This window comes from Atopomonas sediminilitoris, from assembly GCF_022601735.1.
Taxonomy (GTDB): Bacteria; Pseudomonadota; Gammaproteobacteria; order Pseudomonadales; family Pseudomonadaceae; genus Atopomonas; species Atopomonas sediminilitoris.
On the sequence record NZ_JAKUMM010000010.1, the window covers coordinates 78,619 to 103,573 of the forward strand.

General features: G+C 57.8%; 26 protein-coding genes and 1 other RNA gene. 22 read left to right on the plus strand and 5 right to left on the minus strand.

Annotation, left to right across the window (positions count from 1 at the left end; genetic code table 11):
* Positions 1-100 precede the first annotated feature (100 nt).
* On the plus strand, positions 101-430 hold the full coding sequence (locus tag MKI83_RS15430) for a DUF1820 family protein (RefSeq protein WP_241588116.1): 330 nt from the start codon (positions 101-103) through the stop codon (positions 428-430).
* 57 nt (positions 431-487) lie between these two features.
* Here the strand turns inward: MKI83_RS15430 and MKI83_RS15435 are convergent, their stop codons facing one another.
* Positions 488-1,528 (minus strand): NADP(H)-dependent aldo-keto reductase, encoded by a 1,041-nt coding sequence (locus MKI83_RS15435; protein WP_241588118.1) that lies wholly within the window; start codon positions 1,526-1,528, stop codon positions 488-490.
* A 218-nt stretch (positions 1,529-1,746) separates the two neighbouring features.
* On the opposite strand from MKI83_RS15435, the gene rplM reads away from it, so the two are divergent.
* The 7 genes from rplM (at position 1,747) to MKI83_RS15470 (ending at position 6,550) form a co-directional block, all read left to right on the plus strand.
* Positions 1,747-2,175: a 50S ribosomal protein L13 gene (gene rplM / locus MKI83_RS15440; RefSeq protein WP_241588120.1), complete on the plus strand. Its 429-nt coding sequence runs from the start codon at positions 1,747-1,749 to the stop codon at positions 2,173-2,175.
* A gap of 15 nt (positions 2,176-2,190) precedes the next feature.
* Positions 2,191-2,583: a 30S ribosomal protein S9 gene (rpsI, locus tag MKI83_RS15445; protein WP_241588121.1), complete on the plus strand. Its 393-nt coding sequence runs from the start codon at positions 2,191-2,193 to the stop codon at positions 2,581-2,583.
* A 228-nt stretch (positions 2,584-2,811) separates the two neighbouring features.
* Complete coding sequence (petA, locus tag MKI83_RS15450) at positions 2,812-3,405, plus strand: ubiquinol-cytochrome c reductase iron-sulfur subunit (RefSeq protein ID WP_241588122.1); 594 nt, start codon at positions 2,812-2,814, stop codon at positions 3,403-3,405.
* The gene (locus MKI83_RS15455; protein ID WP_241588231.1) at positions 3,405-4,616 is read left to right on the plus strand and encodes a cytochrome b; all 1,212 of its coding nucleotides are present in this window, start codon (positions 3,405-3,407) and stop codon (positions 4,614-4,616) included. The genes petA and MKI83_RS15455 overlap by 1 nt, the downstream gene beginning before the upstream one ends.
* Positions 4,616-5,398, plus strand: a complete 783-nt coding sequence (locus MKI83_RS15460) for a cytochrome c1 (RefSeq protein WP_241588123.1) — start codon at positions 4,616-4,618, stop codon at positions 5,396-5,398. The genes MKI83_RS15455 and MKI83_RS15460 overlap by 1 nt, the downstream gene beginning before the upstream one ends.
* An 85-nt stretch (positions 5,399-5,483) precedes the next feature.
* Complete coding sequence (locus MKI83_RS15465) at positions 5,484-6,110, plus strand: glutathione S-transferase N-terminal domain-containing protein (RefSeq protein WP_241588124.1); 627 nt, start codon at positions 5,484-5,486, stop codon at positions 6,108-6,110.
* An 11-nt stretch (positions 6,111-6,121) separates the two neighbouring features.
* Positions 6,122-6,550 carry a ClpXP protease specificity-enhancing factor gene (locus tag MKI83_RS15470; RefSeq protein WP_241588232.1) on the plus strand — a complete coding sequence of 143 codons (429 nt, stop codon included), beginning with the start codon at positions 6,122-6,124 and terminating at the stop codon, positions 6,548-6,550.
* A 60-nt stretch (positions 6,551-6,610) separates the two neighbouring features.
* Here the strand turns inward: MKI83_RS15470 and MKI83_RS15475 are convergent, their stop codons facing one another.
* Genes MKI83_RS15475 through MKI83_RS15490 form a run of 4 tightly spaced genes read right to left on the minus strand, consistent with a single transcriptional unit; the run spans position 6,611 to position 9,957 of the window.
* Positions 6,611-7,189, minus strand: a complete 579-nt coding sequence (locus MKI83_RS15475) for a BON domain-containing protein (protein WP_241588125.1) — start codon at positions 7,187-7,189, stop codon at positions 6,611-6,613.
* Positions 7,186-7,779: a phosphoheptose isomerase gene (locus MKI83_RS15480; protein WP_241588126.1), complete on the minus strand. Its 594-nt coding sequence runs from the start codon at positions 7,777-7,779 to the stop codon at positions 7,186-7,188. Before MKI83_RS15480 ends, MKI83_RS15475 begins: the two co-directional genes overlap by 4 nt.
* Before the next feature lie 5 nt (positions 7,780-7,784).
* Positions 7,785-8,159 carry a YraN family protein gene (locus MKI83_RS15485; protein ID WP_241588127.1) on the minus strand — a complete coding sequence of 125 codons (375 nt, stop codon included), beginning with the start codon at positions 8,157-8,159 and terminating at the stop codon, positions 7,785-7,787.
* Entirely contained in the window at positions 8,152-9,957 is a 1,806-nt protein-coding gene (locus MKI83_RS15490; RefSeq protein WP_241588128.1) for a penicillin-binding protein activator, read from the minus strand. The genes MKI83_RS15485 and MKI83_RS15490 overlap by 8 nt, the downstream gene beginning before the upstream one ends.
* Before the next feature lie 145 nt (positions 9,958-10,102).
* On the opposite strand from MKI83_RS15490, the gene rsmI reads away from it, so the two are divergent.
* The 14 genes from rsmI to MKI83_RS15560 all read left to right on the plus strand — a co-directional run bounded on the left by rsmI (position 10,103) and on the right by MKI83_RS15560 (position 24,954).
* Entirely contained in the window at positions 10,103-10,948 is an 846-nt protein-coding gene (rsmI, locus tag MKI83_RS15495) for a 16S rRNA (cytidine(1402)-2'-O)-methyltransferase (RefSeq protein WP_241588130.1), read from the plus strand.
* A 32-nt stretch (positions 10,949-10,980) separates the two neighbouring features.
* An RNA gene (gene rnpB, locus MKI83_RS15500) (RNase P RNA component class A) lies at positions 10,981-11,323 on the plus strand.
* A gap of 304 nt (positions 11,324-11,627) precedes the next feature.
* The gene (mraZ, locus tag MKI83_RS15505) at positions 11,628-12,083 is read left to right on the plus strand and encodes a division/cell wall cluster transcriptional repressor MraZ (RefSeq protein WP_241588131.1); all 456 of its coding nucleotides are present in this window, start codon (positions 11,628-11,630) and stop codon (positions 12,081-12,083) included.
* Positions 12,083-13,024: a 16S rRNA (cytosine(1402)-N(4))-methyltransferase RsmH gene (gene rsmH, locus MKI83_RS15510; protein WP_241588132.1), complete on the plus strand. Its 942-nt coding sequence runs from the start codon at positions 12,083-12,085 to the stop codon at positions 13,022-13,024. The genes mraZ and rsmH overlap by 1 nt, the downstream gene beginning before the upstream one ends.
* Positions 13,021-13,317 carry a cell division protein FtsL gene (ftsL, locus tag MKI83_RS15515; protein ID WP_241588133.1) on the plus strand — a complete coding sequence of 99 codons (297 nt, stop codon included), beginning with the start codon at positions 13,021-13,023 and terminating at the stop codon, positions 13,315-13,317. The genes rsmH and ftsL overlap by 4 nt, the downstream gene beginning before the upstream one ends.
* Complete coding sequence (locus MKI83_RS15520) at positions 13,314-15,059, plus strand: peptidoglycan D,D-transpeptidase FtsI family protein (RefSeq protein WP_241588134.1); 1,746 nt, start codon at positions 13,314-13,316, stop codon at positions 15,057-15,059. Before ftsL ends, MKI83_RS15520 begins: the two co-directional genes overlap by 4 nt.
* Positions 15,059-16,522 (plus strand): UDP-N-acetylmuramoyl-L-alanyl-D-glutamate--2,6-diaminopimelate ligase, encoded by a 1,464-nt coding sequence (gene murE / locus MKI83_RS15525; RefSeq protein WP_241588135.1) that lies wholly within the window; start codon positions 15,059-15,061, stop codon positions 16,520-16,522. Before MKI83_RS15520 ends, murE begins: the two co-directional genes overlap by 1 nt.
* Entirely contained in the window at positions 16,515-17,879 is a 1,365-nt protein-coding gene (locus tag MKI83_RS15530) for a UDP-N-acetylmuramoyl-tripeptide--D-alanyl-D-alanine ligase (RefSeq protein ID WP_241588136.1), read from the plus strand. The genes murE and MKI83_RS15530 overlap by 8 nt, the downstream gene beginning before the upstream one ends.
* A gap of 3 nt (positions 17,880-17,882) precedes the next feature.
* Entirely contained in the window at positions 17,883-18,965 is a 1,083-nt protein-coding gene (mraY, locus tag MKI83_RS15535; RefSeq protein ID WP_241588137.1) for a phospho-N-acetylmuramoyl-pentapeptide-transferase, read from the plus strand.
* A gap of 10 nt (positions 18,966-18,975) precedes the next feature.
* The gene (murD, locus tag MKI83_RS15540; RefSeq protein WP_241588138.1) at positions 18,976-20,322 is read left to right on the plus strand and encodes a UDP-N-acetylmuramoyl-L-alanine--D-glutamate ligase; all 1,347 of its coding nucleotides are present in this window, start codon (positions 18,976-18,978) and stop codon (positions 20,320-20,322) included.
* Complete coding sequence (gene ftsW / locus MKI83_RS15545) at positions 20,322-21,515, plus strand: putative lipid II flippase FtsW (protein WP_241588140.1); 1,194 nt, start codon at positions 20,322-20,324, stop codon at positions 21,513-21,515. Before murD ends, ftsW begins: the two co-directional genes overlap by 1 nt.
* Positions 21,508-22,587 (plus strand): undecaprenyldiphospho-muramoylpentapeptide beta-N-acetylglucosaminyltransferase, encoded by a 1,080-nt coding sequence (gene murG / locus MKI83_RS15550; RefSeq protein ID WP_241588142.1) that lies wholly within the window; start codon positions 21,508-21,510, stop codon positions 22,585-22,587. Before ftsW ends, murG begins: the two co-directional genes overlap by 8 nt.
* Entirely contained in the window at positions 22,574-24,010 is a 1,437-nt protein-coding gene (gene murC, locus MKI83_RS15555) for a UDP-N-acetylmuramate--L-alanine ligase (protein ID WP_241588144.1), read from the plus strand. Before murG ends, murC begins: the two co-directional genes overlap by 14 nt.
* Complete coding sequence (locus MKI83_RS15560) at positions 24,007-24,954, plus strand: D-alanine--D-alanine ligase (protein WP_241588146.1); 948 nt, start codon at positions 24,007-24,009, stop codon at positions 24,952-24,954. Before murC ends, MKI83_RS15560 begins: the two co-directional genes overlap by 4 nt.
* The last annotated feature ends 1 nt before the right edge of the window (position 24,955 follow it).

Genomic DNA, 24,955 nt, shown 5'->3' on the forward strand with positions numbered 1-24,955 from the left:
ACCGCGCATTATAAGGATGCTGGTCGCTGCTTCCTAGCGCCGGTTGTCTCGGCTTTGTTATCCTCGCCGCCCTTTTAGTGTGTGGGTGCGCGGTAACGCCATGAGTCAGGCAGAGACAACAATTTATCGGGTGATTTTTCAAAACCAAGGCCAGGTGTTTGAAATGTACGCGCGGCAAGTCTTTCAGAGCGATCTGTGGGGCTTTCTAGAGATTGAAGAGTTTGTCTTCGGCGAGCGTTCGCAATTACTGGTTGATCCTGCCGAAGAAAAGCTCAAAGCGCAGTTTGAAGGCGTGCAGCGCAGCTATGTGCCGCTCAATGCGGTGGTGCGTATTGATGAGGTTGAACGCTTGGGCGTGGCGAAGATCAGTGAGGCGAAGGGCAATGTGATGCCTTTTCCCATGCCGGCACCGAGTGGCGACCGCAGTTAGTAGCGGGCTGCGGCGTTTAAATAAAGGCCTTATCGCTGTGCGATAAGGCCTTTTGCGTTATGGCGCGGGATTTGGTTGTTGGCGGTGGATGGTTTCAATGCCCTGCAAAACCTCTTCGCTAAATTGGAGCTCGGAGCTGGCGAGGTTGCTTTCCAGTTGCTGGAGGTTGGTGGCGCCGATGATGTTGCTGGTGACAAAGGTACGACTGGTGACATAAGCCAGCGCCATTTGAGCAGGGTCGAGATTGTGTTCTTGAGCTAGGGCGGTATAGCGGGCGCAAGCGAGTTCGGCTTCAGGGTTGGTGTAGCGCTGAAAGCGAGTGAATAAAGACAGGCGCGCGCCTGTGGGGCGGGCCCCGTTGAGGTATTTGCCGCTCAGAACGCCAAAGGCTAGGGGAGAATAAGCCAGTAGGCCGAGTTGTTCGCGTTGCGCGATTTCCGCAAGGCCGACCTCAAAGGTGCGGTTAAGCAGGTTGTACGGATTTTGAATGCTCACCGCGCGCGGCCATTGGTGTTGCTCGGCGAGATGTAGGTAGCGCATAGCGCCCCAAGGTGTTTCGTTGGAGAGGCCGATGTGGCGGATTTTGCCACTGTCGACGTGGCGCTGTAAGGCTTCGAGGGTGTCTTCGATGGCGGTACATTCTTCCGCAGGTTGGTGCTGGTACCCGAGTTGGCCGAAAAAATTGGTGCTACGGTCGGGCCAGTGCAGTTGATAAAGATCGATGTAGTCGGTTTGTAAGCGTTTGAGGCTGGCGTCTAAGGCGGCGTCGATGTGCTGGCGATTCAGGCGCGGTTGTCCGTCGCGAATGTAGTTCAGCCAGTTGCCGGGGCCGGCAACCTTGCTGGCAATAACCCACTGCTCGCGGCCACCGCGTTGCTGTAAGTAGTTGCCAATTATTTGCTCGGTGCTGCCGTAGGTCTCGCTGCGCGGCGGTACGGGGTACATTTCTGCCGTGTCGATAAAATTGATACCGTAGGTCTTGGCGCAGTCAATTTGGGCAAAGGCTTCGCTTTGAGTGTTCTGTTCGCCCCAGGTCATGCTGCCAAGGCATAGGCTGCTAACGTTGAGTGGGGTGCGGCCTAATGGGCGTTGTTGCATGAGAATCTCCTTGTTTTGCTTGAATTTCTCGCTGAGCTAGGCATAATGCCGCAGCTTTTCGGCGGGGGATGCCTAGCCTGCCGAGTATTTGCCCAGTACTGACGCTCGACCCGAGCCCCACTTTGGTGCGTTAGTCCGAGGCTGCATGCTTGTATTGATGAGCACTGTCCAGTAAGATGTGCCGCCCTGAATTCGTGGCGGCCCTTGAGGCTATTTAGATGAAAACTTTTTCTGCAAAACCGGAAACGGTCAAGCGCGACTGGTTTGTAGTCGACGCTGAAGGTCAGACCCTGGGTCGTTTGGCCACCGAAATTGCTATGCGTCTGCGTGGCAAGCACAAGCCTGAGTACACTCCTCACGTTGATACTGGCGATTACATCGTCGTTATCAATGCTGAAAAAGTACGCGTGACCGGTGCTAAGACCAGCGACAAGATTTACTACCATCACAGCGGCTTCCCAGGTGGCATTAAGTCGATCAGCTTTGAAAAGTTGATTGAGCGTGCTCCTGAGCGTGTGATCGAAACTGCGGTTAAGGGCATGCTGCCGAAGAACCCGCTGGGTCGCGCCATGTACCGTAAGCTGAAAGTGTACGCAGGTGTTGATCACCCGCATACCGCTCAGCAGCCCCAAGAACTGAAGTTTTAACGGAGTAGGTTGATTATGTCGGCGACTCAAAACTACGGCACTGGCCGTCGTAAGACCGCTACCGCTCGCGTCTTCCTGCGTCCGGGTACCGGTAACATTCGCATCAATAACCGCTCTTTGGAGCAGTTCTTCGGTCGCGAAACTGCTCGCATGGTTGTTCGTCAGCCGCTCGAGTTGACTGAGAACACTGAAAAGTTCGATATCGTGGTCACCGTTGCTGGTGGTGGTATCTCCGGTCAAGCCGGTGCTATCCGTCACGGTATCACTCGCGCTCTGATCGAGTACGACGAGACCCTGCGCGCTTCGCTGCGTAAGGCTGGTTACGTAACTCGCGATGCTCGTGAGGTTGAACGTAAGAAGGTTGGTCTGCGTAAAGCGCGTAAGCGTCCGCAGTTCTCTAAGCGTTAATTCGCTGCCTTCAACAAAAGCGCCCAAAGCTTGTCTTTGGGCGTTTTTGTTTGCGTTGAAAAAAAGATTTAACCGCTCTGTGGCGCATGTTTGCGTCGAGTGCGGTTGGTCTTCACCTTGCGAAAAACAGGGGTTTTCTTTACCATGCCTCGGTTTTTTGGGCAGTTGTTCCCAACCCGATTAGACTCTGTAAAAGGGTCACGTAAAGCCGATGGGGAGACACATATAATGAGCAATGACGGCGTGAATGTAGGCCGGCGTCGCATGCTGATCGCGGCTACCTCTGTGGTAGGTGCGGCAGGTGCAGTCGGTGCTGCTGTCCCGTTCGTGGGGTCATGGTTCCCGAGTGCTAAGGCGAAAGCCGCAGGTGCTCCGGTTAAGGTAAACGTAGGTAAGCTCGAGCCAGGCCAGCAAATGGTCGCAGAATGGCGCGGCCAGCCGGTGTTTATCGTGCGCCGTACAGAGGAAACGTTGAAGACATTGGCTGCGATGGACGGCTCGGTTGCCGACCCAACGTCGCAGAAGTCGGTACAGCCGACCTATGTTGATCCTCAGGTGCGTTCCATCAAGCCAGAACTGCTGGTGTTGGTTGGCTTGTGCACCCACTTGGGTTGTGCGCCAACGTTCCGCCCTGAAGTGGCTCCGCAGGACTTGGGTCCAGAGTGGAAAGGTGGCTATTTCTGCCCCTGCCACGGCTCACGTTATGACTTGGCTGGTCGTGTGTACAAGGCACAGCCGGCGCCGCTGAACCTGCCAGTACCGCCGCATACTTATGAAACCGATGATGTGATCATCGTTGGTGTTGACCAGGAGAAAGCATGATGGAAAAGTTCATGGCCTGGATCGATGCGCGCTTCCCCGCCACACAAATGTGGGAAGAGCATCTGAGTAAGTATTACGCCCCGAAGAACTTTAACTTCTTCTACTTCTTTGGCTCGCTCGCGCTGTTGGTTCTGGTTAACCAGATCCTGACCGGCGTGTGGCTGACCATGAGTTTTGAGCCATCGGCTGAGCGCGCGTTTGCCTCGGTTGAGTACATCATGCGTGATGTGGAATACGGCTACATTATTCGCTACCTGCACTCCACCGGTGCCTCGGCATTCTTCTTGGTGGTGTATCTGCATATGTTCCGTGGCCTGATGTACGGTTCGTACCGTCAGCCGCGTGAGCTGGTGTGGATCTTCGGTATGCTGATCTACTTGGCGCTGATGGCGGAAGCCTTCATGGGCTACTTGTTGCCATGGGGTCAAATGTCGTACTGGGGTGCGCAGGTGATCATCTCGCTGTTCGGTGCGATTCCGTACATTGGGGATGGCTTGACCGAGTGGATTCGTGGTGACTACCTGATTTCAGGGATTACCCTTAACCGCTTCTTCGCCTTGCACGTGATTGCTCTGCCGATCGTGATCTTGGGCTTGGTGGTGATGCATATCATTGCTCTGCACGAAGTGGGTTCAAACAACCCTGACGGCGTTGAGATCAAAAAGCACAAAGACGAAAACGGTATTCCGCTGGACGGCATTGCTTTCCATCCGTACTACACGGTGAAAGATATTGTTGGCGTAGTGGTGTTCTTGTTTGTGTTCTGCACCATCGTGTTCTTCTTCCCAGAAATGGGTGGCTACTTCCTCGAGAAGCCAAACTTCGAAGCGGCGAACCCGTTCAAGACGCCTGAGCACATCGCGCCAGTGTGGTACTTCACGCCGTATTACGCGATTCTTCGCGCCGTACCGGACAAGCTGCTGGGTGTGATTGCCATGGGTGCGGCGATTGCCATTCTGTTTGTGCTGCCTTGGCTGGACCGTAGTCCAGTGAAGTCGATGCGCTACAAAGGCTGGATGAGCAAGATTTGGCTGGCTGTGTTTGTTGTGTCGTTCGTGATCTTGGGCGTGCTGGGTGTGTTGTCACCCACACCGGAGCGCACACTGCTATCGCAGGTGTGCACCTTCCTGTATTTCGCGTTCTTCATCCTGATGCCGTTCTATACCAGGATGGAAAAGACCAAACCGGTTCCAGAAAGGGTGACAGGCTAATGAAAAAGCATTTCTTTGCATGGATTATTGCCTTGATGCCGGTTGTTGCACTGGCTGCTGGCTCGGGTTATCCGCTGGACAAGGTTGATATTGATCTGCGTGATCAGGCGGCATTGCAAGATGGCGCAAAAACCTTTGCCAACTACTGCATGGGTTGTCACTCAGCGCAGTACCAACGTTATGAGCGCGTGGCCGATGATATCGGTATTCCGCACGAGCTGATGATGGATAACTTGGTCTTCACCGGCGCCAAAATTGGCGATCACATGAATACGGGTATGCGCGCTGGCGATGCCAAGGTTTGGTTTGGCGCCGCGCCGCCGGATCTGACGCTGGTCGCGCGTGTTCGTGGTGCTGATTGGTTGTACACCTACTTGCGCACCTTCTATGAAGATGACGCGCGTCCTTTGGGGGCAAACAACAAGTTGTTCCCCAATGTGGGCATGCCGAACGTTCTGGCTGGCTTGCAAGGTCGTCAGGTGATTGGTTGTAAGCAGGTGCCGCTGCGTGATGACAATCACAAAGTGGTTTATGACCCGCTGACCGCCAAGCCAATTACCAAAGAAAGCTGCGATGAGCTGACTGTGGTGCCGAAAACGGGTACGCAAAGCGCTGATGAGTTTGACGCTACGGTGAAAAACTTGGTGACCTTCTTGGCTTATTCGGCTGATCCGAACAAGCTGGAGTCGCAGCGTATTGGTGGTTATGTGTTGCTGTACTTGGCCTTCTTCTTCATTTTCGCCTACCTACTGAAGCGCGAATATTGGAAGGATGTGCATTAATCGACAGCTAGCCTGTAAGTAACGCGCGCCCCCACAAGGGGCGCGCGTTTGCGTTTTTAATTTTTGTAGTAAATAGGGGATACGCATGGCGGTTGCCAACAAGCGTTCGACGATGGCTTTTTTTTCTGAACCCAGTGACCAGTACTGTCACCGTGTTCGTATTGTGTTGGCCGAGAAAGGCGTTACGGTCGATATCGTCGATGTTCAAGCGGGTAAATACCCAGAAGAACTCCTCGAAGCCAATCCATACGCCAGTGTGCCAACACTGTTAGATCGCGATCTGACCTTGTATGACGCCAATGTGATGATGGAATACCTCGATGAGCGTTTCCCTCATCCACCATTATTGCCAGTCTATCCGGTGGCGCGTGCGAATAGCCGCCAACTGGTGCAGCGCATTGAGCGTGATTGGTGTCGTCTGGTCGATACCATTCTGGATAGCAAGCGCAAGCCTGCAGAGGTAACCGCTGCCCGTAAAGAGCTGCGTGAGAGCCTAATCGGTGTTTCGCCGATTTTCGCTGAAATGCCTTACTTCATGGGTGAAGAGTTCAGTTTGGTGGATTGCTGCTTGATCCCGATTTTGTGGCGTTTGCCGATTTTAGATATCGAGCTGCCGCGGCAAGCCAAGCCGCTTCAGGAGTACATGGAGCGTATGTTCGCGCGCGAGGGCGTGCAGGCGAGCTTGTCCAAGTACGAGCGGGATATTCGCTAACTATGGCTGCCATGACCTCTAGCCGGCCTTACATGCTGCGTGCGCTGTACGAATGGATTCTGGATAACGAGGCCACGCCGCATATCTTGGTCAACGCACAGTGGCCCAATACCGAGGTGCCGCAGGCGTATGTCAACGATGGCCAGATCGTGCTCAACTTGTCGCCCAGTGCAATCCGTAATCTATTTATGGATAACCAGTGGGTAACTTTTGATGGTCGATTTGGTGGTCAAGCGCATAACTTGCGCGTTCCGGTTGAGGCGGTCATGGCCATCTATGCGCGTGAGAATGGCCAGGGCATGGTGTTTGATCTAGAGCCCAGCATGCCCGAGGAGCTCGCCGATGCAGAGTCGGTCGATGGGACTGATGATGGTCCAGACGATGACGGCGGTGGCTCACCAGCCTCTGGTAAAAAACCACGTTTGCGTGTGGTGAAGTAACCAAGGCTGAAGTAATAAAAAAGGCGACCTGGATTGGTCGCCTTTTTTATGTGGGACGAGTTAATTGATGTATTCGAAAACGCGCACGATGCGCTGTACGCCAGAAATCCCTTGCACCAAACCTGTGGCGAGATCTGCCTCTTGGCGCGTGAGTAGTCCCATTAAATAGACCACGCCATTTTCGGTGGTGACCGTAATGCGCCGCCCAGGAATGTTGCTGTCAGCCAGCATCTGGGTTTTGATTTTGGTGGTTAGCAGGCTGTCGTTACTGCGCGCGGCAAAACCAATCGGCTGGCCGATGGTGATCTCATTTTGTACGCGTTTAACGCGCTGAACGTTCTGCGCCGCGCGGGCGGCGAGGTCTTTCAGTTCTGCGCGAGGCACTTGGCCAATCAGCAGCACGACGCCGTTGTAGGTGACGTTGAGTACGCGACTTTGGCTGGCTAAGTCGGGGTGGGCTTTGTCGACGTTAACGTCCACCTTGGTGCTGATTAGGCTGTCATCAATAGCGCTGCCTGTGGTGCGGGTGCCGCGGTCATCGACGATTGGGTCGTCGCGGGTGGCGCTTAAGATTGAACTGCAGCCGGCTAGGCTGATGACTAGCCCGACACAGGCAAGCGATTTGAGCGTTTGCTTCATTCTTCGCTCCCAAACAATTGACGGTCGATTAGGTCACACAAGCAGTGGATGGCCAGCAGATGCACTTCTTGAATGCGTGCGGTGACGCGAGACGGTACCCGCACCTCAACGTCTTCTGGCAGCAATAGCGCAGCCATCTCGCCGCCGTCACGACCGGTCAGGGCGACCACATGCATGTCGCGATCGTGCGCGGCCTGAATCGCTTGCACTACGTTGCCGGAGTTACCGCTGGTGGAGATGGCTAGCAGCACATCGCCCGGTTGGCCGAGGGCGCGAATCTGCTTGGAGAAAATCTCGTTGTAGCTGTAGTCGTTGGCGATCGAGGTGATGGTTGAACTGTCGGTGGTCAGCGCGATGGCGGGCAGGCTTGGGCGTTCGCGCTCAAAGCGATTCAGTAGCTCAGAGGAGAAATGCTGAGAGTCGCCAGCGCTGCCGCCATTGCCGCAAGCAAGGATTTTACCTTCGCTCAGCAAAGCATTAACCATTACCTGACTGGCTAGCTCGATCTGTGGGGTTAGCACGTCGATAGCGCGGGTTTTGGTTTCGATGCTGTCGTTAAACATTTGGCGGATACGGGCTTGCAAATCCATGGGGCTCACCTTGAAGTTGGGCGGAAGGCATCGCGTAGCCATTCCAGTTGCAGCTGATGTTCGGGGCCAGAAGCGCTGATGGTATCGAAGCGGCAGGCCAGATGCGACCACTTCGCATTGGCTTGTAACCAAGCCTGCGCGCTGGTGACGAGTTTTTCTTGTTTGCGGCGGTCAATGCTGGCCAAAGCGCCGCCGAAACCTTGGCTGCGGCGATAGCGCACCTCAACAAAGGCGACGGTATCCTGATCCAGCATGACCAAATCTAATTCGCCATACCGGCAATGCCAGTTTTGACTGAGCAGGCGCAGGCCGGCTTGCTCTAAGTACTGGCGAGCGGCCTGCTCAATGTGCTGGCCGCGCTCGCGGGTGCTGTTAGTCAAGAGTGCGTACTTGGCCGTCAGTGAACTCAGCCCATGGCAGACTGCGTTGTATGCGGCGTTCGCTGGTGAGGCTCAAACGGCCGGTTTCACCATCTACGGGGGCGTCAGGCATGAGCAGCAGTTGATTCAGGCGAGGGGCCAGTCGGTAGGCGTCGATGCCCATGGCGTAGAGTCGGCCTAGGCTGCCGGTCGCTTGTGGCCAGGTGCTTGCCAGTTGCTGACGTAATGCGTCTTCTTGATCGAGTAGCCACGGGGTTTCGCAGAAGCGAATGCCGTTCATGTCTTTGATTTCTTGCGCGCTGAAGCCGGAGTTCACGTGCGACGTGGCGTACACCGGCAGGTCGCCAGCGTATTGGAAGGTCAATGTCGGCTTGATTTGACGCGCTTGAATGGGGCTGGCGGCTAAGAAGACAAAGTCAACGTCTTGCCGGCGTGTCGGTACGGCGTTGAGGTCTTTGCCTAAGGTGGCGGCTAAGCGCTTGGTGCGCTGTTCGCTGCTGCGCAGGTCTAAGAACTCGGCGATTTGGTTGGCCAGCTCAACCGGCTGATCAACATGGCTGGTGGCCAGTAGTTGGCCGCTCATGCTGGTCCACGCTTGCTCAAAGGCGCCCGCGACACGACGGCCCCAGGCACTGTTAGGCACCATGGCGATGGCGCGGCGATGCCCGTCGGCCCAAGCTTGTTGAGCGGCTGAGCGGGCTTCATCTTCGGCGGCGAGGCCAAATTGGAACATTTGTGCGGGCGCGCTGCTGGTGCCTTCGGCGTAATTGAGTGCCAGTGTGGGAATCGGTAACTCAGTACGGCGAGCTAGCTCGCTGACTTGCTGCTTGTCCAGTGGGCCAATGACCAGTTGTGCGCCGGCGGCAGCGGCCTGCTGATAAAAGTCGTCGAGGCTGGTGAGACGGCTGCTGTCATACAGAGTGATCTCCGGCGTGTCGGCGCCTTGCTGCACGGACTGCAGTCGCGCGGCCATAAAGCCATCGCGCAAGGCGCGGCCTACGCCGGCGAGCTCGCCTTCTGCGGGCAGTAATAAAGCAATGTGCTGCAGCGGTTGGCCTGCGCTGCTGAGCAGTTGTTCTAGCTTGCTCGGTAGCTCTGCGGCTGCTGGGTGCTGTGGGTAATCGCTGCGCCAAGCTTGCACGTTTTGTTGCAACAGTTCGGCTGAGGAGCTCTCGCGCACGATAAGCGCCAGTTTCATCCAGCCGTCGAGGTCGATTTCGCTGGGCGCGCCACTGCGCAGGGTGTCGCTAGGCAGTTGGCTGGCGAGTGCCCAGATGGCCTGATGGTTATAAAAGGCTGCCTGACCTTGTAATAACGGGGCTAGATACAAGCGCTCGCGCAGTGCTTTCAAGGTCTGGTCGTTGGCTTCTAATGCTACGACGCGTGCCAGTTGCGTGCGTTCTTGTTGTGCCAGTGGCAGCTCAGCCAAGTACATCATGCTGGGGTGCTCAAGCGCGCGTAAGGCTGAGCGAGGGCGCTTGCGTGCTAGGGCTGCTTCGGCTTCTAGCGTGAGGGCGAAGACTTGTTGTGCCGGCTTGAGCTGGTCGATGTTGACCAAGTCTAGGACTTGACTGGCGCGGCTGGGATCGTTCTGTTGCAGCGCTAAGTCGGCGGCGGACAGACGTAACAAATCGGCGCTTTCGCCATTTTGGCTGCTGGCCTCCAGCAGTAATTGGTCAACGCTGGCTTGTTCAGGGAGCTGGGGTAACTGGCCGAGCGTGGACTTGGGCTGGCTGGCGCAAGCGGCCAAAAGGCTGGCCAGGCTAAGGGTGGCTAGCAAACGCAAAGTAGAGGGCATGGGGTCGGGCTCCGCCGTAGGCTTTTTATGCTGCGCCGATTGTAACCAAAGCGGAGGGTAAGAGGCGATTGTGTGTGCCGCGGACTCGCAGGATGGGCGCTGCTTGCGGTTACAATGTGCGCTCATTCACGGCGCGAGGTGGCGTATGGCCGCGGCAGGACAGCTTTACATTGTGGCTACGCCGATTGGTAATCTTGAGGACATCACCGCGCGTGCGTTGCGTATTTTGGCCGAGGTGGCGGTCATCGCTGCCGAAGATACGCGCCATTCCGCCAAGTTAATACAGCATTTTGGTATCAACACACCGCTGATCGCCTGCCATGACCACAATGAGCGTGCTTTGGCTGAGCGGATTGTCACGCGCTTGCAAGCCGGCGAGTCGGTGGCCTTGATTTCGGATGCGGGTACGCCGCTGATCTCTGACCCGGGGTATCACTTAGTGCGTCAGGTCCGCGATGCCGGGCTGGTGGTAGTGCCGGTGCCCGGAGCTTGCGCAATGGTTGCGGCGCTGTCGGCGGCAGGGTTGCCGTCAGATCGTTTTGCCTTTGAAGGCTTCCTGCCGGCTAAGTCGGCCGGGCGTCTGGCACGACTGCAAGGGCTGGCTGAGGATGAGCGCACGCTGATCTTCTATGAGGCACCACACCGTCTCTTAGACAGCGTGCAGGCGATGTGCGCGGTGTTTGGGGCTGAGCGCCAGGCAGTCTTGGCGCGTGAGCTGACGAAAACCTTTGAGACGATCCATGGTGCGCCGCTGGCTGAGTTAGCTGCGTGGATTGCCGCTGACAGCAATCAGCAGCGCGGAGAGTGTGCAGTGTTGATTGCGCCATGGCAGAAGCCTGAAGGTGATGAGTCGCTGGATGCCGCTACGCTTGCGATACTCGATGCACTGTTGGTTGAGCTGCCGGTGAAAAAGGCGGCGGCGCTGGCAGCGCAAATTACCGGCGTGCGTAAAAACCTGCTGTATCAGCAGGCGCTGGCGCGTAAAGCTTGAGCTTCGCTTGAGCACTCTATAAGCTTGCGCCCCGAGTTGGTTGGACAGTCGCTGCCGCAAGGTGGAGGAAAGTCCGGGCTCCATAGGGCAAAGTGCCAGGTAACGCCTGGGAGGCGCGAGCCTACGGAAAGTGCAGCAGAGAGTAGACCGCCTAAGCGCGAAAGCGCCGGTAAGGGTGAAACGGTGCGGTAAGAGCGCACCGCGCGACTGGTAACAGTTCGTGGCGTGGTAAACCCCACTTGGAGCAAGACCAAATAGGAACCCATTGGCGTGGCCCGCGCTGGGTTCGGGTAGGTTGCTAGAGGTTGTCAGTGATGGCGATCCCAGAGGAATGACTGTCCTCGACAGAACCCGGCTTATAGACCAACTCGTTTTATTCTTTTATGTCGACTTCGGCATATCTAGTTCCAAATCAAGATTGAAAAAATCTTACTCTTGAGAACTTACTTTAAGTTCTAGCGCCAGTGCCTTGTCTTGCAAAATAACGCAAGTCAAAGCACTGGCGTTTTGCTGTCCCACTTTCCCCTGTTTTTGCTAACCCTCCGTCAGATAAGGGTTTTTTCCCGTATTGCTGTCTTGCGCGGCGCATTCTGCGTACCTATAGTGTGCTCAAGTGGTATGAAGTGGGTAGAAGTGGGATTAATTAGGCATGGACAGCTAATCAAGGGGGTTAACCACAGTGTTTCGCGGAGCTAACGCCATCACGCTGGACGCCAAAGGGCGCTTAGCGATGCCGAGTCGGTATCGCGATGCGTTGGTGTCCGCCTGTGAAGGGCAGTTAATCGTGACGCTGGACACCGTTGACCCTTGCCTCTTGGTCTACCCGCTGCCCGAGTGGGAAATCATCGAAAGCAAATTGCGCTCCTTGCCCTCTTTGAATGAGCAGGCGCGTCGTTTGCAGCGCGTGTTGATTGGTAATGCCGTTGAGATGGAGCTCGATAGCAGTGGTCGTTTCTTGGTGCCGCAACGCTTGCGTGAGCGTGCAGGGCTGGACAAGAAAGCGGTACTGGTTGGCCAGATCAACAAATTTCAGTTGTGGAACGAGACGTCGTGGGATGCCCAGTGCGAGGCAGATCTAGCGGCGATCACTGGTCCGGAAAGTCTTCCGGAAGAATTACAGAGCCTGACCTTGTGATGAGCGATAGTCACCAACACATCAGCGTGCTGCTGGAGCCCAGTATCGAGGCCTTAAGCCTTGTGGCGGGCGGCTGCTATGTGGATGGCACTTTCGGTCGCGGCGGCCACACCCGCGCGGTGTTGGCTCAGTTGGGCGAGCAGGGCCGTGTGCTGGGCTTTGATAAAGACCCGCAAGCGATCGCTACGGGCCAAGCGCTGGCTAGCGAGGATGCGCGGTTTGCCATTGTGCAGCGCTCCTTTGCCGAGATGGCTGATGAGTTGGCGGTGCGGGGCTTGGCTGGACATGTAGATGGCGTGCTGCTGGATTTGGGCGTGTCGTCACCGCAGTTAGACGATGCCAGTCGCGGCTTTAGTTTTTTGCAAGACGGCCCGCTGGATATGCGCATGAATCCTGATGCGGGCGTGAGCGCGGCTGAGTGGATTGCTGTTGCTGACGAAGAAGAAATTGCGCGCGTGTTTTACCAGTACGGTGAGGAGCGCTTCTCCCGTCGGATGGCGCGCGCCATTGTGCAGCGCCGCGAGCAAGCGCCGTTTACCCATACGCTGGATCTGGCGGAAGTTATCAAAGAGGCGAACCCGGCTTGGGAGAAGGGTAAGCACCCAGCCACGCGGGCGTTCCAAGGGCTGCGGATTCATGTGAATCAGGAGCTAGAAGATTTGGAGCGCGGCCTAGAGGCCGCGCTGGACGTTTTGGCGGTGGGCGGTCGCTTGGCGGTTATCAGCTTCCATTCGCTGGAAGATCGCATCGTCAAACAGTTCATGCGCAAGCAAGTTAAAGGTGAGCAAGACAACCTGCCGCGTAACTTGCCGGTGCGCTTGGAACCCTTCCAGCCACGTCTGAAGTTAATGGGTAAGGCGCTTAAGGCCAGCGATGCCGAAGTGCGTGCCAACCCGCGCGCTCGTAGCGCCGTGTTGCGTATCGCGGAGAAGCTGCGATGAACGCGCGCGGCTTAAGCTTGGGTATGCCGGCCGGCAGCTTGCTGCTGTTGGTGATGTTCGTGCTGGTGCTGATGACTGCGTTGGGTGTGGCCTACACCCAGCACTGGAATCGCCTGCTGCTGAATGATTTGTACGCCGAGCTCAGCGTGCGCGATCGCGCGCTGGCGGAGTGGGGGCGCTTGGTGCTGGAGCAGAGCACGTGGACCTCACACGCACGGATCGAAACATTGGCCACGGGTCAGCTGGGGATGCGCGTACCGGCAGCCGTTGACGTGCAGTTGGTGTCGCCATGAGCCGTTTAACCTCGGCCCGTTATCCGTGGCGCTTCGGGTTGGTCTGCGTGGCTGTGGTTGCGCTGGCCAGCGTTATTGGCTGGCGCATCATTGATCTGCATATTGTCGATCGTGAATTCCTGCAAGCGCATGGCGACGCGCGTAGCGTGCGTTATGTGCCGATTCCTGCACATCGCGGCTTGATCACCGACCGCAATGGCGAGCCGCTGGCAGTGAGCACACAAGTGCTGACGTTATGGGGCAATCCTAAAGAGCTTATGGGCGAGCGCGCCCGTTGGGCTGAGTTAGCGCAGGCGCTGGGTGTCGACGGTAAAGAGCTGGCGCGTCGGATTGAAATCAACGCTCAACGTGAATTCATGTACTTGGCGCGCGGCATGACCCCTGAGCAGGGCGTTAGCGTGCTCAAGCTGAACCTCGATGGCGTGTACGCGCGAGACGAATTCCGCCGGTTTTATCCCTCAGGCGAAGTGGCGGCACATGTGGTCGGCTTCACCAACGTGGATGAGCAAGGGCAAGAGGGCGTTGAGCTGGCCTTTGATGAGTGGCTGCGTGGCGTGCCGGGTAAGCGTCAGGTGCTCAAAGACCGTCGCGGCCAAGTGATCAAAGATGTGCAAGTGCTGAGCAATGCGCGACGCGGCAAGACCTTGGCCTTGTCGATTGATTTGCGTATTCAGTACTTGGCCCACCGTGCCTTACGCCAAGCGCTGTTGGATTTCGATGCCAAGGCCGGTTCCTTGGTGCTGGTCGATGTGCAGACCGGCGAAGTGCTGGCGATGGCCAATCAGCCGACCTACAACCCGAATAATCGCCGCAATCTTGACCCTGCGGCCATGCGCAATCGCGCCCTGATTGATGTGTTCGAGCCGGGCTCGACGGTTAAACCGTTTACCGTGGCGATGGGGTTGAACTCCGGTAAATATGCGCCGGCGACCGTGATGGATACGCGTCCTGGCTATATGCAGGTCGGCCGTAAAACGGTGCGCGATGTGCACAACTACGGCGTACTGGATATCACCGGCGTGATCAAAAAATCCAGCAACGTGGGCGTGGCGCGCATTGCCTTGGATGTGGGCGGTGAGCACCTCTACAGCATGCTGCAGCAAGTCGGCATGGGGCAGGACACGGGGCTGGGGTTTCCGGGTGAGCGCGTCGGCAATTTGCCGAATTTTCGGGTCTGGAAGCCGATTGAAACGGCGGTAATGTCCTACGGATACGGCTTGTCGGTGACCGCCGCGCAGCTCGCGCATTCGTATGCCGTGCTCGCCAACGAAGGGAAAACCGTGCCGTTGTCGCTGGTGCGATTGGATCAGCGGCCAGAGCCTGTGAGCGTGATGAATGCCGAGGTGGCGAGTCAGGTGTTGACCATGATGCGCACCGTGGTGGATGAAGACGGCGGTACCGGTAGCAAGGCGCGTATTCCCGGTTATCAGGTTGGCGGCAAAACCGGCACCGTGCACAAAACCAAGGCCGGAGGTGGTTATGAAGACAAAAAGTACCGCTCGGTGTTTGCCGGTGTGGCGCCCATCAGTAAGCCGCGTATTGCCGGCGTAGTGGTGATCGACGAGCCACGCCCCAAGTTCGGTCAGTATTACGGCGGCTTTGTTGCCGCACCGGTGTTTGGCGAGGTGGTAGGCGGTGCGCTGCGCCTGATGAACGTGATGCCAGACAATCTGCCTAAGCCTGCGCCAGAAGAGCCCGCCTTGGCTGAGCAAGCCAAAGCCAAGCAAGGAGGGCGCAGCTAATGCCAATGCCATTGAGTCAATTGCTGGTGGAAGCCAGCAGCAGTGTTTTGATCCGCGAGCTGACCTTGGATAGCCGCAAAGTGCATGCCGGCGATTTGTTCCTCGCCTTGCCAGGGCATGTGGTAGACGGTCGTGCGCACATCGCTGATGCCATCGCGCAGGGGGCTGCGGCTGTGGCTTACGAAAGTGAAAACGCGCCTGAGTTGCCGCAAACCGACGTGCCGCTGATTCCGGTGCGTCATTTGGCGCAACATCTCTCCAGCATCGCTGGGCGTTTTTATGGCGAACCCAGTCGTAATCTGGAGTTAATTGGCGTTACTGGCACCAACGGCAAAACCAGTGTGAGCCAGTTGCTGGCGCAAGTGCTGGGGCGCTTGCAGCGGCCGTGCGCGATTATTGGCACCTTAGGTAATGGCTTCTTCGATGAGCTGCAAGCGGGTTTGCACACCACGCCGGATGCGTTGTCGGTGCAGGCCGAGCTGGCGCGCTTTAAGCAGGCCGGTGCTCAAGCAGTGAGCATGGAAGTGTCGTCGCATGGTTTGGATCAGGGGCGTGTCGCTGAGCTGCATTTTGATGTGGCGGTCTTTACCAACTTGTCGCGCGATCACTTGGATTACCACGGAGACATGGCCAGCTATGGCGCGGTAAAGGCGCGCTTGTTTGCTTGGCGTGGATTAAAAGCCCGGGTGATCAATATCGACGATGCCTTCGGTGCCGAGTTGGCCACGCAGCCTGCTGAGAGCCGGTTGCTGAGCTACAGCATTAATAATCCGCAAGCTGATCTGTATTGCACCGACGTGCAGTTTGATGATCAAGGCGTGCGCGCCAATCTGGCGGGCCGCTACGGCGCTGGTCTGCTACGCAGCAATCTTCTTGGTCGATTCAATCTCAGCAATTTGCTGGCGGTCGTCGGTGCCTTGCTGGCGCAAGACTATTCGTTAGCAGATATCTTGCGTGAGCTGGCGTTTGTCCAAGCGCCGCAAGGCCGCATGCAGCGGTTGGGCGGTGGCGAGCAGCCTTTGGTGGTGGTGGATTATGCCCACACCCCCGATGCGCTAGAGAAAGTCTTAGAGGCCATGCGCGTGCATTGCCATGGTCAGCTGATCTGCGTGTTTGGCTGCGGCGGTGATCGTGACCGCGGTAAGCGTCCGCTGATGGCGCAGGTCGCTGAGCACTTGGCGGATCGTGTGCTGGTGACCGATGACAACCCGCGCAGCGAAGATCCCGCGCAAATTTTTGCCGACATCCAGCAAGGCTTCAGCGCGGCGGCTAAGGCTGAACTGCGCGCCGGCCGAGCGGACGCGATCAAGCAAGCCATCAACAGCGCGCAAGCCGGTGATGTGGTGGTGCTGGCCGGGAAGGGGCACGAGCCGTATCAAGAAATAAACGGCGTGCGTCATGCGTTCTCTGATATCGAACAAGCGACCAATGCGTTGGCGCAGTGGGAGAGCAAGCATGCTTGATGCCCTGCGCTTAAGTCAGATAGCGGACACCTTGAATGGCCAAATCCACGGGCTGGACGCCAGCTTTGGGGCGGTCAGCACCGACAGTCGCACCTTGTGCGCGGGCAGCTTGTTTGTGGCTCTCCGCGGCGAGCGCTTTGATGGTCACGCTTATTTAGCGCAAGTGGCGGCGCAAGGCGCGGCAGCGGCACTGGTGGATACCATCGATAGCCAGGTCAATCTCCCGCAATTGCACGTGGCGGACACCCGCATTGCGCTGGGTTTGCTAGGCCAGATCAATCGCCGTCAGTTCAGCGGGCCAGTGCTGGCGGTGACCGGCTCCAGTGGCAAAACCACCGTGAAAGAAATGCTCGCGGCGATCTTGTCGCAGCACGGTGCAGTGCTGGCCACACGCGGCAATCTGAACAATGACTTGGGTGCGCCGCTGACCTTGCTCAGCATTGCGCCGGAGCACAAGCACGCAGTTATCGAACTCGGCGCCAACCATGTTGGCGAAATCGCTTACACGGTGGCTTTGGCTGAGCCGCACATCAGCATCATCACCAACGCGGGCACCGCGCACGTGGGTGAGTTTGGTGGGCCGGAGAAAATTGTTCAGGCCAAGGGCGAAATTATTGACGGCTTGGCCGCGACGGGCGTCGCGGTGCTGAATGCCGATGATGCGGCCTATGCACAGTGGGTAGCACGCGCCGCTGGCCGTAAAGTGCTGAGTTTTTCGATGAATGGCAAGCCGGCGGATTTCACCGCGCAGGGCTTGAGTCAGGACGCGCGCGGCTGTCCTCAGTTTGAGCTGGTGTGCGCCGCAGGTCGGCAAGCCATCCAGCTGCAATTGCTGGGGCTGCATAATGTGGCCAATGCGTTGGCCGCCGCTGCGGCTTGCAGTGAGCTCGGTTTTAGCTTGGCGGAAATTGCCAGCGGCTTGGCCAGCTTGGCGCCAGTGCGTGGTCGCGGGGTGATCACCTTGGGCCATGGCGATGTGCGCCTGATCGACGATACCTACAACGCCAATCCGGTGGCTGTGAAAGCCGCTATCGATACCTTGCGTCAGTTCAGCGGCCGCAAAGTGTTGGTGCTCGGCGATATGGGCGAGCTAGGACAATGGGCGCAAGCGTCACACCACGAAGTGGGCGCTTACGCCAAGGGCAAAGTGGATGCCCTGTATGCGGTAGGGCCGATGATGGCCTACGCCGTCAAAGCGTTTGGTCAGCATGGCCGGCACTTTGCAGATCAGGCGGCGCTGATTAAAGCGCTGGCCGAAGAAACCAATAAAGAAACCACTATTTTGCTCAAGGGTTCACGCAGCGCAGCCATGGATAAGGTTGTGCTGGCGCTCGGCGGCGCGGGGGAGGCGCACTGAGACATGTTGCTATTACTGGCTGAATTTCTAAAAGACTGGCATTCGGGCTTTGCGGTATTTCAATACCTGACCCTGCGCGGCATCTTGGGCGTGCTCACCGCGCTGGTGCTGTCGCTGTGCTTGGGGCCGTGGATGATTCGGACTTTGCAACTGCGCCAAATTGGCCAGTCGGTGCGCAATGACGGCCCGCAGTCGCACTTGTCGAAAAAAGGCACGCCCACCATGGGTGGTGCATTGATCCTGTCTAGCATTGCCATCAGTACCTTGCTTTGGGCTGATCTGAGCAACCGCTACGTGTGGACGGTGCTGGCGGTGACCATCTTGTTCGGCGCGGTTGGCTGGGTCGATGACTACCGTAAGGTGATCGAGAAAAACTCGCGCGGCTTGCCGAGCCGCTGGAAGTACTTCTGGCAATCGGTGTTTGGTCTGGGTGCTGCGGCATTTTTGTATGCCACCGCGCAGTCGCCAGTGGAAACCACCTTCTATATGCCGCTGCTGAAAAACGTCGAGTTGCAGCTGGGCGTGTTGTTCGTTGTGCTGACCTACTTTGTGATCGTCGGCTCAAGCAACGCGGTTAACTTGACCGACGGCCTCGATGGCTTAGCCATCATGCCCACCGTCATGGTGGGTGGTGCGCTGGGGATCTTCTGTTACCTGTCGGGCAACGTGAAGTTTGCTGAATACCTGCTGATTCCCTACGTACCGGGTGCGGGCGAGCTGATTGTGTTCTGCGCGGCGTTGGTGGGCGCAGGGCTTGGCTTTCTGTGGTTCAACACCTACCCCGCTCAAGTGTTTATGGGTGATGTCGGCGCGCTAGCGCTGGGCGCGGCGTTGGGCACTATTGCGGTGATCGTGCGCCAAGAAGTGGTGCTGTTCATCATGGGTGGTGTGTTCGTGATGGAAACGCTGTCGGTGATGATTCAAGTAGCGTCCTTCAAGCTGACCGGCAAACGCGTGTTCCGCATGGCGCCGATTCATCACCATTTCGAACTCAAAGGCTGGCCAGAGCCGCGTGTCATCGTGCGCTTTTGGATCATCACCGTGATTCTGGTGTTGATCGGCCTCGCTACCCTGAAGCTGCGTTGAGGATATCAGCATGAGCCTGATCGCCACTGACCAGTTCCGCATTGTTGTCGGCCTCGGCAAGAGCGGCATGTCGCTGGTACGTTTTTTAGCGCGCCAAGGCGTGCCCTTTGCGGTGGCTGATACGCGCGAGCAGCCGCCAGAGTTGGTTACCTTGCAACGCGACTATCCGCAGGTAGAGGTGCGTTGCGGCGCGCTGGATGTGGATTTTCTTTGCCGGGCGCAAGAGCTGTACGTCAGCCCAGGTCTAGCGCTGGCCACCCCCGCATTGCAACAAGCGGCTGAGCGTGGCGTGAAGTTGTCAGGTGATATTGATTTGTTCAGCCGCTACGCCAAAGCACCTGTGGTGGCGATTACCGGCTCCAACGCCAAGAGCACGGTCACCACGCTGGTGGGGGCCATGGCTGCGGCGGCCGGTAAGAAGGTTGCTATTGGCGGCAATCTGGGCACGCCGGCGCTGGATCTGCTCGATGATAGCGTTGAGTTATACGTGCTGGAGTTGTCGAGCTTTCAGCTGGAAAGCTGCCATAACCTCGGCGCGGCGGTGGCCACGGTGCTGAATATCAGCGAAGACCACATGGACCGCTACAGCGGTATTGCCGCCTACCACTTGGCCAAGCATCGCATCTTCCGCGGTGCGCAGCAGGTGGTGATTAACCGCGATGACGCGCTGACGCGTCCGTTGGTGGCCGATGACCTGCCACGCTTGTCGTTCGGCCTAAATAAGCCGGACTTAAAAGCCTTTGGTCTGCTTGAAGAAAACGGCGAAAAACACATCGCCTATGAATTTAACCCGCTGTTGCCGGTGCGCGAGCTAAAAATCCGTGGCGCGCATAACCAAGCTAACGCCATGGCGGCGTTGGCACTGGGGCAGGCTGTGGGCTTGGCGCTAGAGCCGATGCTAGAGACGCTGCGCCAGTTCACTGGCCTGCCGCATCGCTGTGAATGGCTGCGCGAGCGCCGCGGCGTGACTTACTACGATGACTCCAAAGCCACCAACGTGGGTGCTGCACTGGCTGCGATCGAAGGCCTAGGCGCGGATATCGACGGCAAGCTGCTGCTGATCGCCGGTGGCGACGGTAAAGGCGCCGACTTTGCCCCACTCAAGCCTGCGGTGGCGGCACATTGTCGTGCGGTGGTGCTGTTGGGGCGCGATGCCGAGTTGTTAGCACAGGCGCTCGCCGACACCGTGGAGCTAGTCCGCGTAAGCAGTCTGGAAGAGGCCGTAGGCGCCTGTGCCGAGCGCGCCCAGCGTGGCGATGCGGTCCTGCTGTCGCCGGCATGTGCCAGCTTGGATATGTTCCGCAACTTCGAAGAGCGTGGTCAGGTGTTCGCCCGTGCCGTCGAGGGGCTGGCGTGATGATCAAACTGCGCCTGATCCCGTCCCCAGTGTTTGGCCCGCGTGGGCTGGACTTAGACTTCCCGCTGCTTGCCGGTTGCATGGCGCTGCTGGGGTTGGGGTTGGTGATGGTGACGTCGTCCTCGTCTGAGGTGGCGGCGGCAAACTTAGGCTCATCCTTGTATTACCTGTGGCGCCACTTGTTTTATCTGGCGGTGGGGGCTGCGGTCGCCCTGTTCACCTTGATGGTGCCGCTGGACTTGTGGCGGCGCTTGGCGCCCATGGTGTTGGCTGGCGCCTTCTTGTTGTTGCTTGCGGTGATTGTTCCCGGTGTCGGGCGGGAAGTGAACGGCGCCATGCGCTGGTTAGGTTTCGGCTTCTTCAATGTGCAGCCTTCCGAGCTGGCCAAGGTGGCGGCGATCTTCTTCTTAGCCGGCTACTTAGTGCGCCGCCAAGCGGAAGTGCAATCCAGTTGGTGGGGCTTCTTTAAGCCCTTCGTGGTGTTGATCCCCATGGCTGGTTTGCTGCTGATGGAGCCTGACTTTGGAGCCACCGTGGTATTGATGGGCGCCGCTATCGGTATGTTGTTTTTAGGCGGTGTGGGCCTGTTGCGTTTTATGTTGATGGTGGTGTTTGTCGTCATCGCGGTGGGCGCACTGGTTTGGCTTGAGCCTTACCGGATGCAGCGTCTGACCAACTTTATTGATCCGTGGTCCGAGCAGTTCGGTGCGGGTTATCAGCTAACCCAGGCGCTGATTGCCTTTGGCCGTGGTGGCTGGTTCGGGGAAGGCTTAGGCGGCAGCATCCAGAAGCAGTTCTTCCTACCGGAAGCGCACACCGACTTCGTGTTTGCCGTGCTGGCCGAAGAGCTTGGCGCGGTGGGTGCCATGCTGACCGTCGCCTTGTTTGTGTTTGTCACCCTGCGCGCGCTGTACCTCGGCTTGCTGGCCGAGCGTAGCGATCAGTTGTTCGGCGCCTATGTGGCGTACGGCATTGCCATCATGTGGATTGGCCAGTTTCTGATTAATGTCGGCGTGAACGTCGGCTTGTTGCCCACCAAAGGCCTGACGCTGCCGTTTTTGAGTTATGGCGGCAGTTCGCTGGTGGTGTGTTGTTTGTGTTTGGCGCTGTTGCTACGTATCGACTGGGAACGTCGTCATGCGCTGGGTAATGCCCAAGTAGAGTTGAGCGAAGAGGACTTGGTGCATGGCTAAGGGCGCAGTGTTAATCATGGCGGGCGGCACCGGCGGACATGTGTTCCCAGCGCTGGCTTGCGCGCGTGAATTCAAAGCCCGTGGCTATGAGGTGCATTGGTTAGGCACACCGCGCGGGATTGAAAACGAGTTAGTCCCCCAGGCGGGCTTACCGTTGCATTTGATTCAGGTGACAGGCCTGCGTGGTAAAGGCATTAAGAGTCTAGTGAAAGCCCCGTTGGAGCTGTTGCGTGCTGTTTGGCAAGCACGTCAAGTGATCAAAACCGTACAGCCGGTTTGCGTGTTGGGTATGGGCGGCTATGTGACCGGCCCTGGTGGCTTGGCGGCGCGCATGGCCGGCGTGCCCGTAGTGATTCATGAGCAAAACGCGGTTGCAGGCACAGCCAATCGCACCTTGGCGCCGATTGCCGCGCGGGTGTGTGAAGCCTTCCCCGGTACGTTTAAAGCCTCGGCCAAGTGCTACACCACCGGCAATCCGGTGCGTGAAGAACTGTTTATCCCAACGCCGCGTGCGCCACTGGCGGGGCGTGCGGTGCGTTTGCTGGTGCTGGGCGGCAGCTTAGGTGCTGAGCCATTAAATAAGCTGGTGCCTGAGGCTATCGCCCAGCTGCCCAATGAAAAGCGCCCCAAGATTAAGCATCAGTGCGGTAAGAACCATGTTGAGCCGAGCGTGGCTCGCTACCGCGAGGCGAAGGTCGAAGCGGAAGTTTTACCCTTTATTCGCGACATGGCAGCTGCCTATGCGTGGGCTGATCTGGTAATTTGCCGCGCCGGCGCGTTGACCGTCAGTGAAGTTGCCGCCGCAGGTTTGCCGGCGCTGCTCATTCCGCTGCCGCACGCAATCGACGATCACCAAACTAAGAACGCTGAATTTCTTGTGCAGCACGGCGCCGCGCGCCTGTTGCCCCAAGCCACAACAGATGCCCCAGAGCTGGCGGCAGTGTTGTCAGAGGTAGTCATGCAACCTGAATTATTGCTGGCAATGGGCGCTCAAGGGCGCGCCGTGGCCTTGCCGAATGCCACGAATAACGTCGTCGATATTTGCTTGGAGGTGGCCCATGTCGCGCACTGAGCAACGTTTCCAGCAGCCAGAAATGCGCCGTATTCGTCGCATTCACTTTGTTGGTATTGGCGGCACCGGTATGTGCGGTATCGCCGAAGTGATGATGAATCTGGGTTATGAAGTGTCGGGCTCCGACCTTAAAGGCTCAGCCGTCACTCAGCGCTTAGAAGAGTTCGGCGCCACCGTGTTTCTGGGCCACAAAGCCGAGCATGCCGAGCATGCCGACGTGATCGTGGTTTCGTCGGCGATCAATCCGAGTAACCCTGAAGTGGCGGTAGCGCTGGAGCGCCGTATCCCTGTTGTGCGCCGCGCTGAGATGCTGGCCGAGCTGATGCGTTATCGCCACGGCATTGCGGTGGCCGGTACGCACGGTAAAACCACCACTACTAGCTTGCTGGCGGCGGTGTTTGCTGCCGACAACAAATCGCCCACGTTCGTGATTGGCGGGCGCCTGAACGCGGCCGGCACCAATGCTCAGTTGGGTGAAAGCCGTTATTTGATCGCCGAGGCGGATGAGAGCGACGCGTCATTCCTGCATTTGCAGCCGATGGTGGCCGTGGTCACCAATATCGACGCTGACCACATGAGCACCTACGAAGGCGACTTCAATAAGCTGAAGAAAACCTTTGTCGAGTTCCTGCACAACCTGCCGTTTTATGGCTTGGCGGTGATGTGTGTGGATGATCCCGTGGTGCGCGAAATTCTGCCGCAGGTCAGTCGCCAAGTGGTGACTTACGGCACCAGCGAAGACGCCGATGTACGCGCGATCAATATCAGCCAAGACGGTATGCAAACCTCGTTTACCGTCTTGCGCCGCGACCTGCCGCCGCTGGACGTCAGCGTAAACATGCCCGGCAAGCACAACGTGCTGAATGCCTTGGCCACCATTGCCATCGCCACCGATGAAGGCTTGAGTGATGCCGCTATCGTCAATGGCTTGTCTGGCTTTACAGGCGTTGGCCGGCGCTTCCAAGTGTATGGCGAGCTGCCGATTGAAGGCGGCAGCGTGATGTTGGTCGACGATTACGGCCACCACCCGCGCGAAGTCGATGCGGTAATCAAGGCGGTACGCGATGGTTGGCCTGAGCGCCGTTTGGTCATGGTGTATCAGCCGCACCGTTATAGCCGCACGCGCGATTTGTACGATGATTTCGTGCAGGTGCTAGCAGGCACTAACGTGCTGTGCCTGATGGAGGTTTACCCCGCAGGCGAGGAGCCGATCCCCGGGGCTGACAGCCGTCATCTATGCCACAGCATTCGTCAGCGTGGTCAGTTAGACCCGATTTACATTGAACGCGATGTTGAGCTGGCGCCCTTAATCAAGCCCATGCTGCAGCCAGGCGACATCCTGTTGTGCCAAGGTGCGGGCGATATCGGTGGTCTTGCGCCGGCGCTGCAAGCGCATCCGCTATTCAGCGAGGTGCAGGCATGATCAGTCACGTGCAGTCGCGTTTTGCTGCCGCCGATTTTGGTCGTGTGGCGGTGCTGTTTGGCGGGCTTTCCGCCGAACGTGAAGTGTCATTGAAGTCGGGCAACGCCGTACTGAGTGCTTTGCAAAGTGCGGGTGTGGATGCTTTCGGTCTCGACGTAGGCGCGGACTTCCTCCAGCGCTTGGCCAGTGAAAAGATCGACCGTGCCTTCATTATTCTGCACGGCCGCGGTGGCGAAGACGGCACCATGCAAGGCCTGCTTGAGTGCTTGGATATTCCCTACACCGGCAGCGGCGTATTGGCCTCTGCGTTGGCGATGGACAAGCTGCGCACCAAGCAAGTGTGGTTGAGCACCGGTTTGCCCACGCCACGTTATGCCGCGTTGAGCTCGTTGGAAGACTGTGCGCACGTAGCGCAGAGTTTGGGCTTCCCGCTGATCGTCAAGCCTTCGCACGAAGGCTCCAGCATTGGTATGGCCAAGGTCGATAGTCTTGCTGAGCTAGAGCAGGCTTGGCAGGTGGCGGCTAAGTTGGACCCGCAAGTCTTGGTCGAGCAGGTCATTCAAGGCCCCGAGTTTACCGTTGCCGTGCTGCGCGGCGAGGTGCTTCCGCCGATCCGCTTGGTGACGCCGCACACCTTCTACGATTTTGATGCCAAGTATCAGGCCAATGACACCCAGTACCTGATTCCCTGTGGCTTGAGCGCCGAAAAAGAAGCTGAACTGAAGCGTTTATGCGCGGCGGCTTGCGAGGCCGTGGGCGTGCAAGGCTGGGCGCGCGTAGACGTGATGCAAGATGCCGACGGCGAGTTTCAGTTGCTGGAAGTTAACACCGCCCCAGGCATGACCGATCACAGCTTAGTGCCCATGGCGGCGAAGGCGGCAGGGCTGGATTTCACCCAACTGGTGTTGGCCATTTTGGCTGACAGCGTAGAGCAACGAGGCTAAC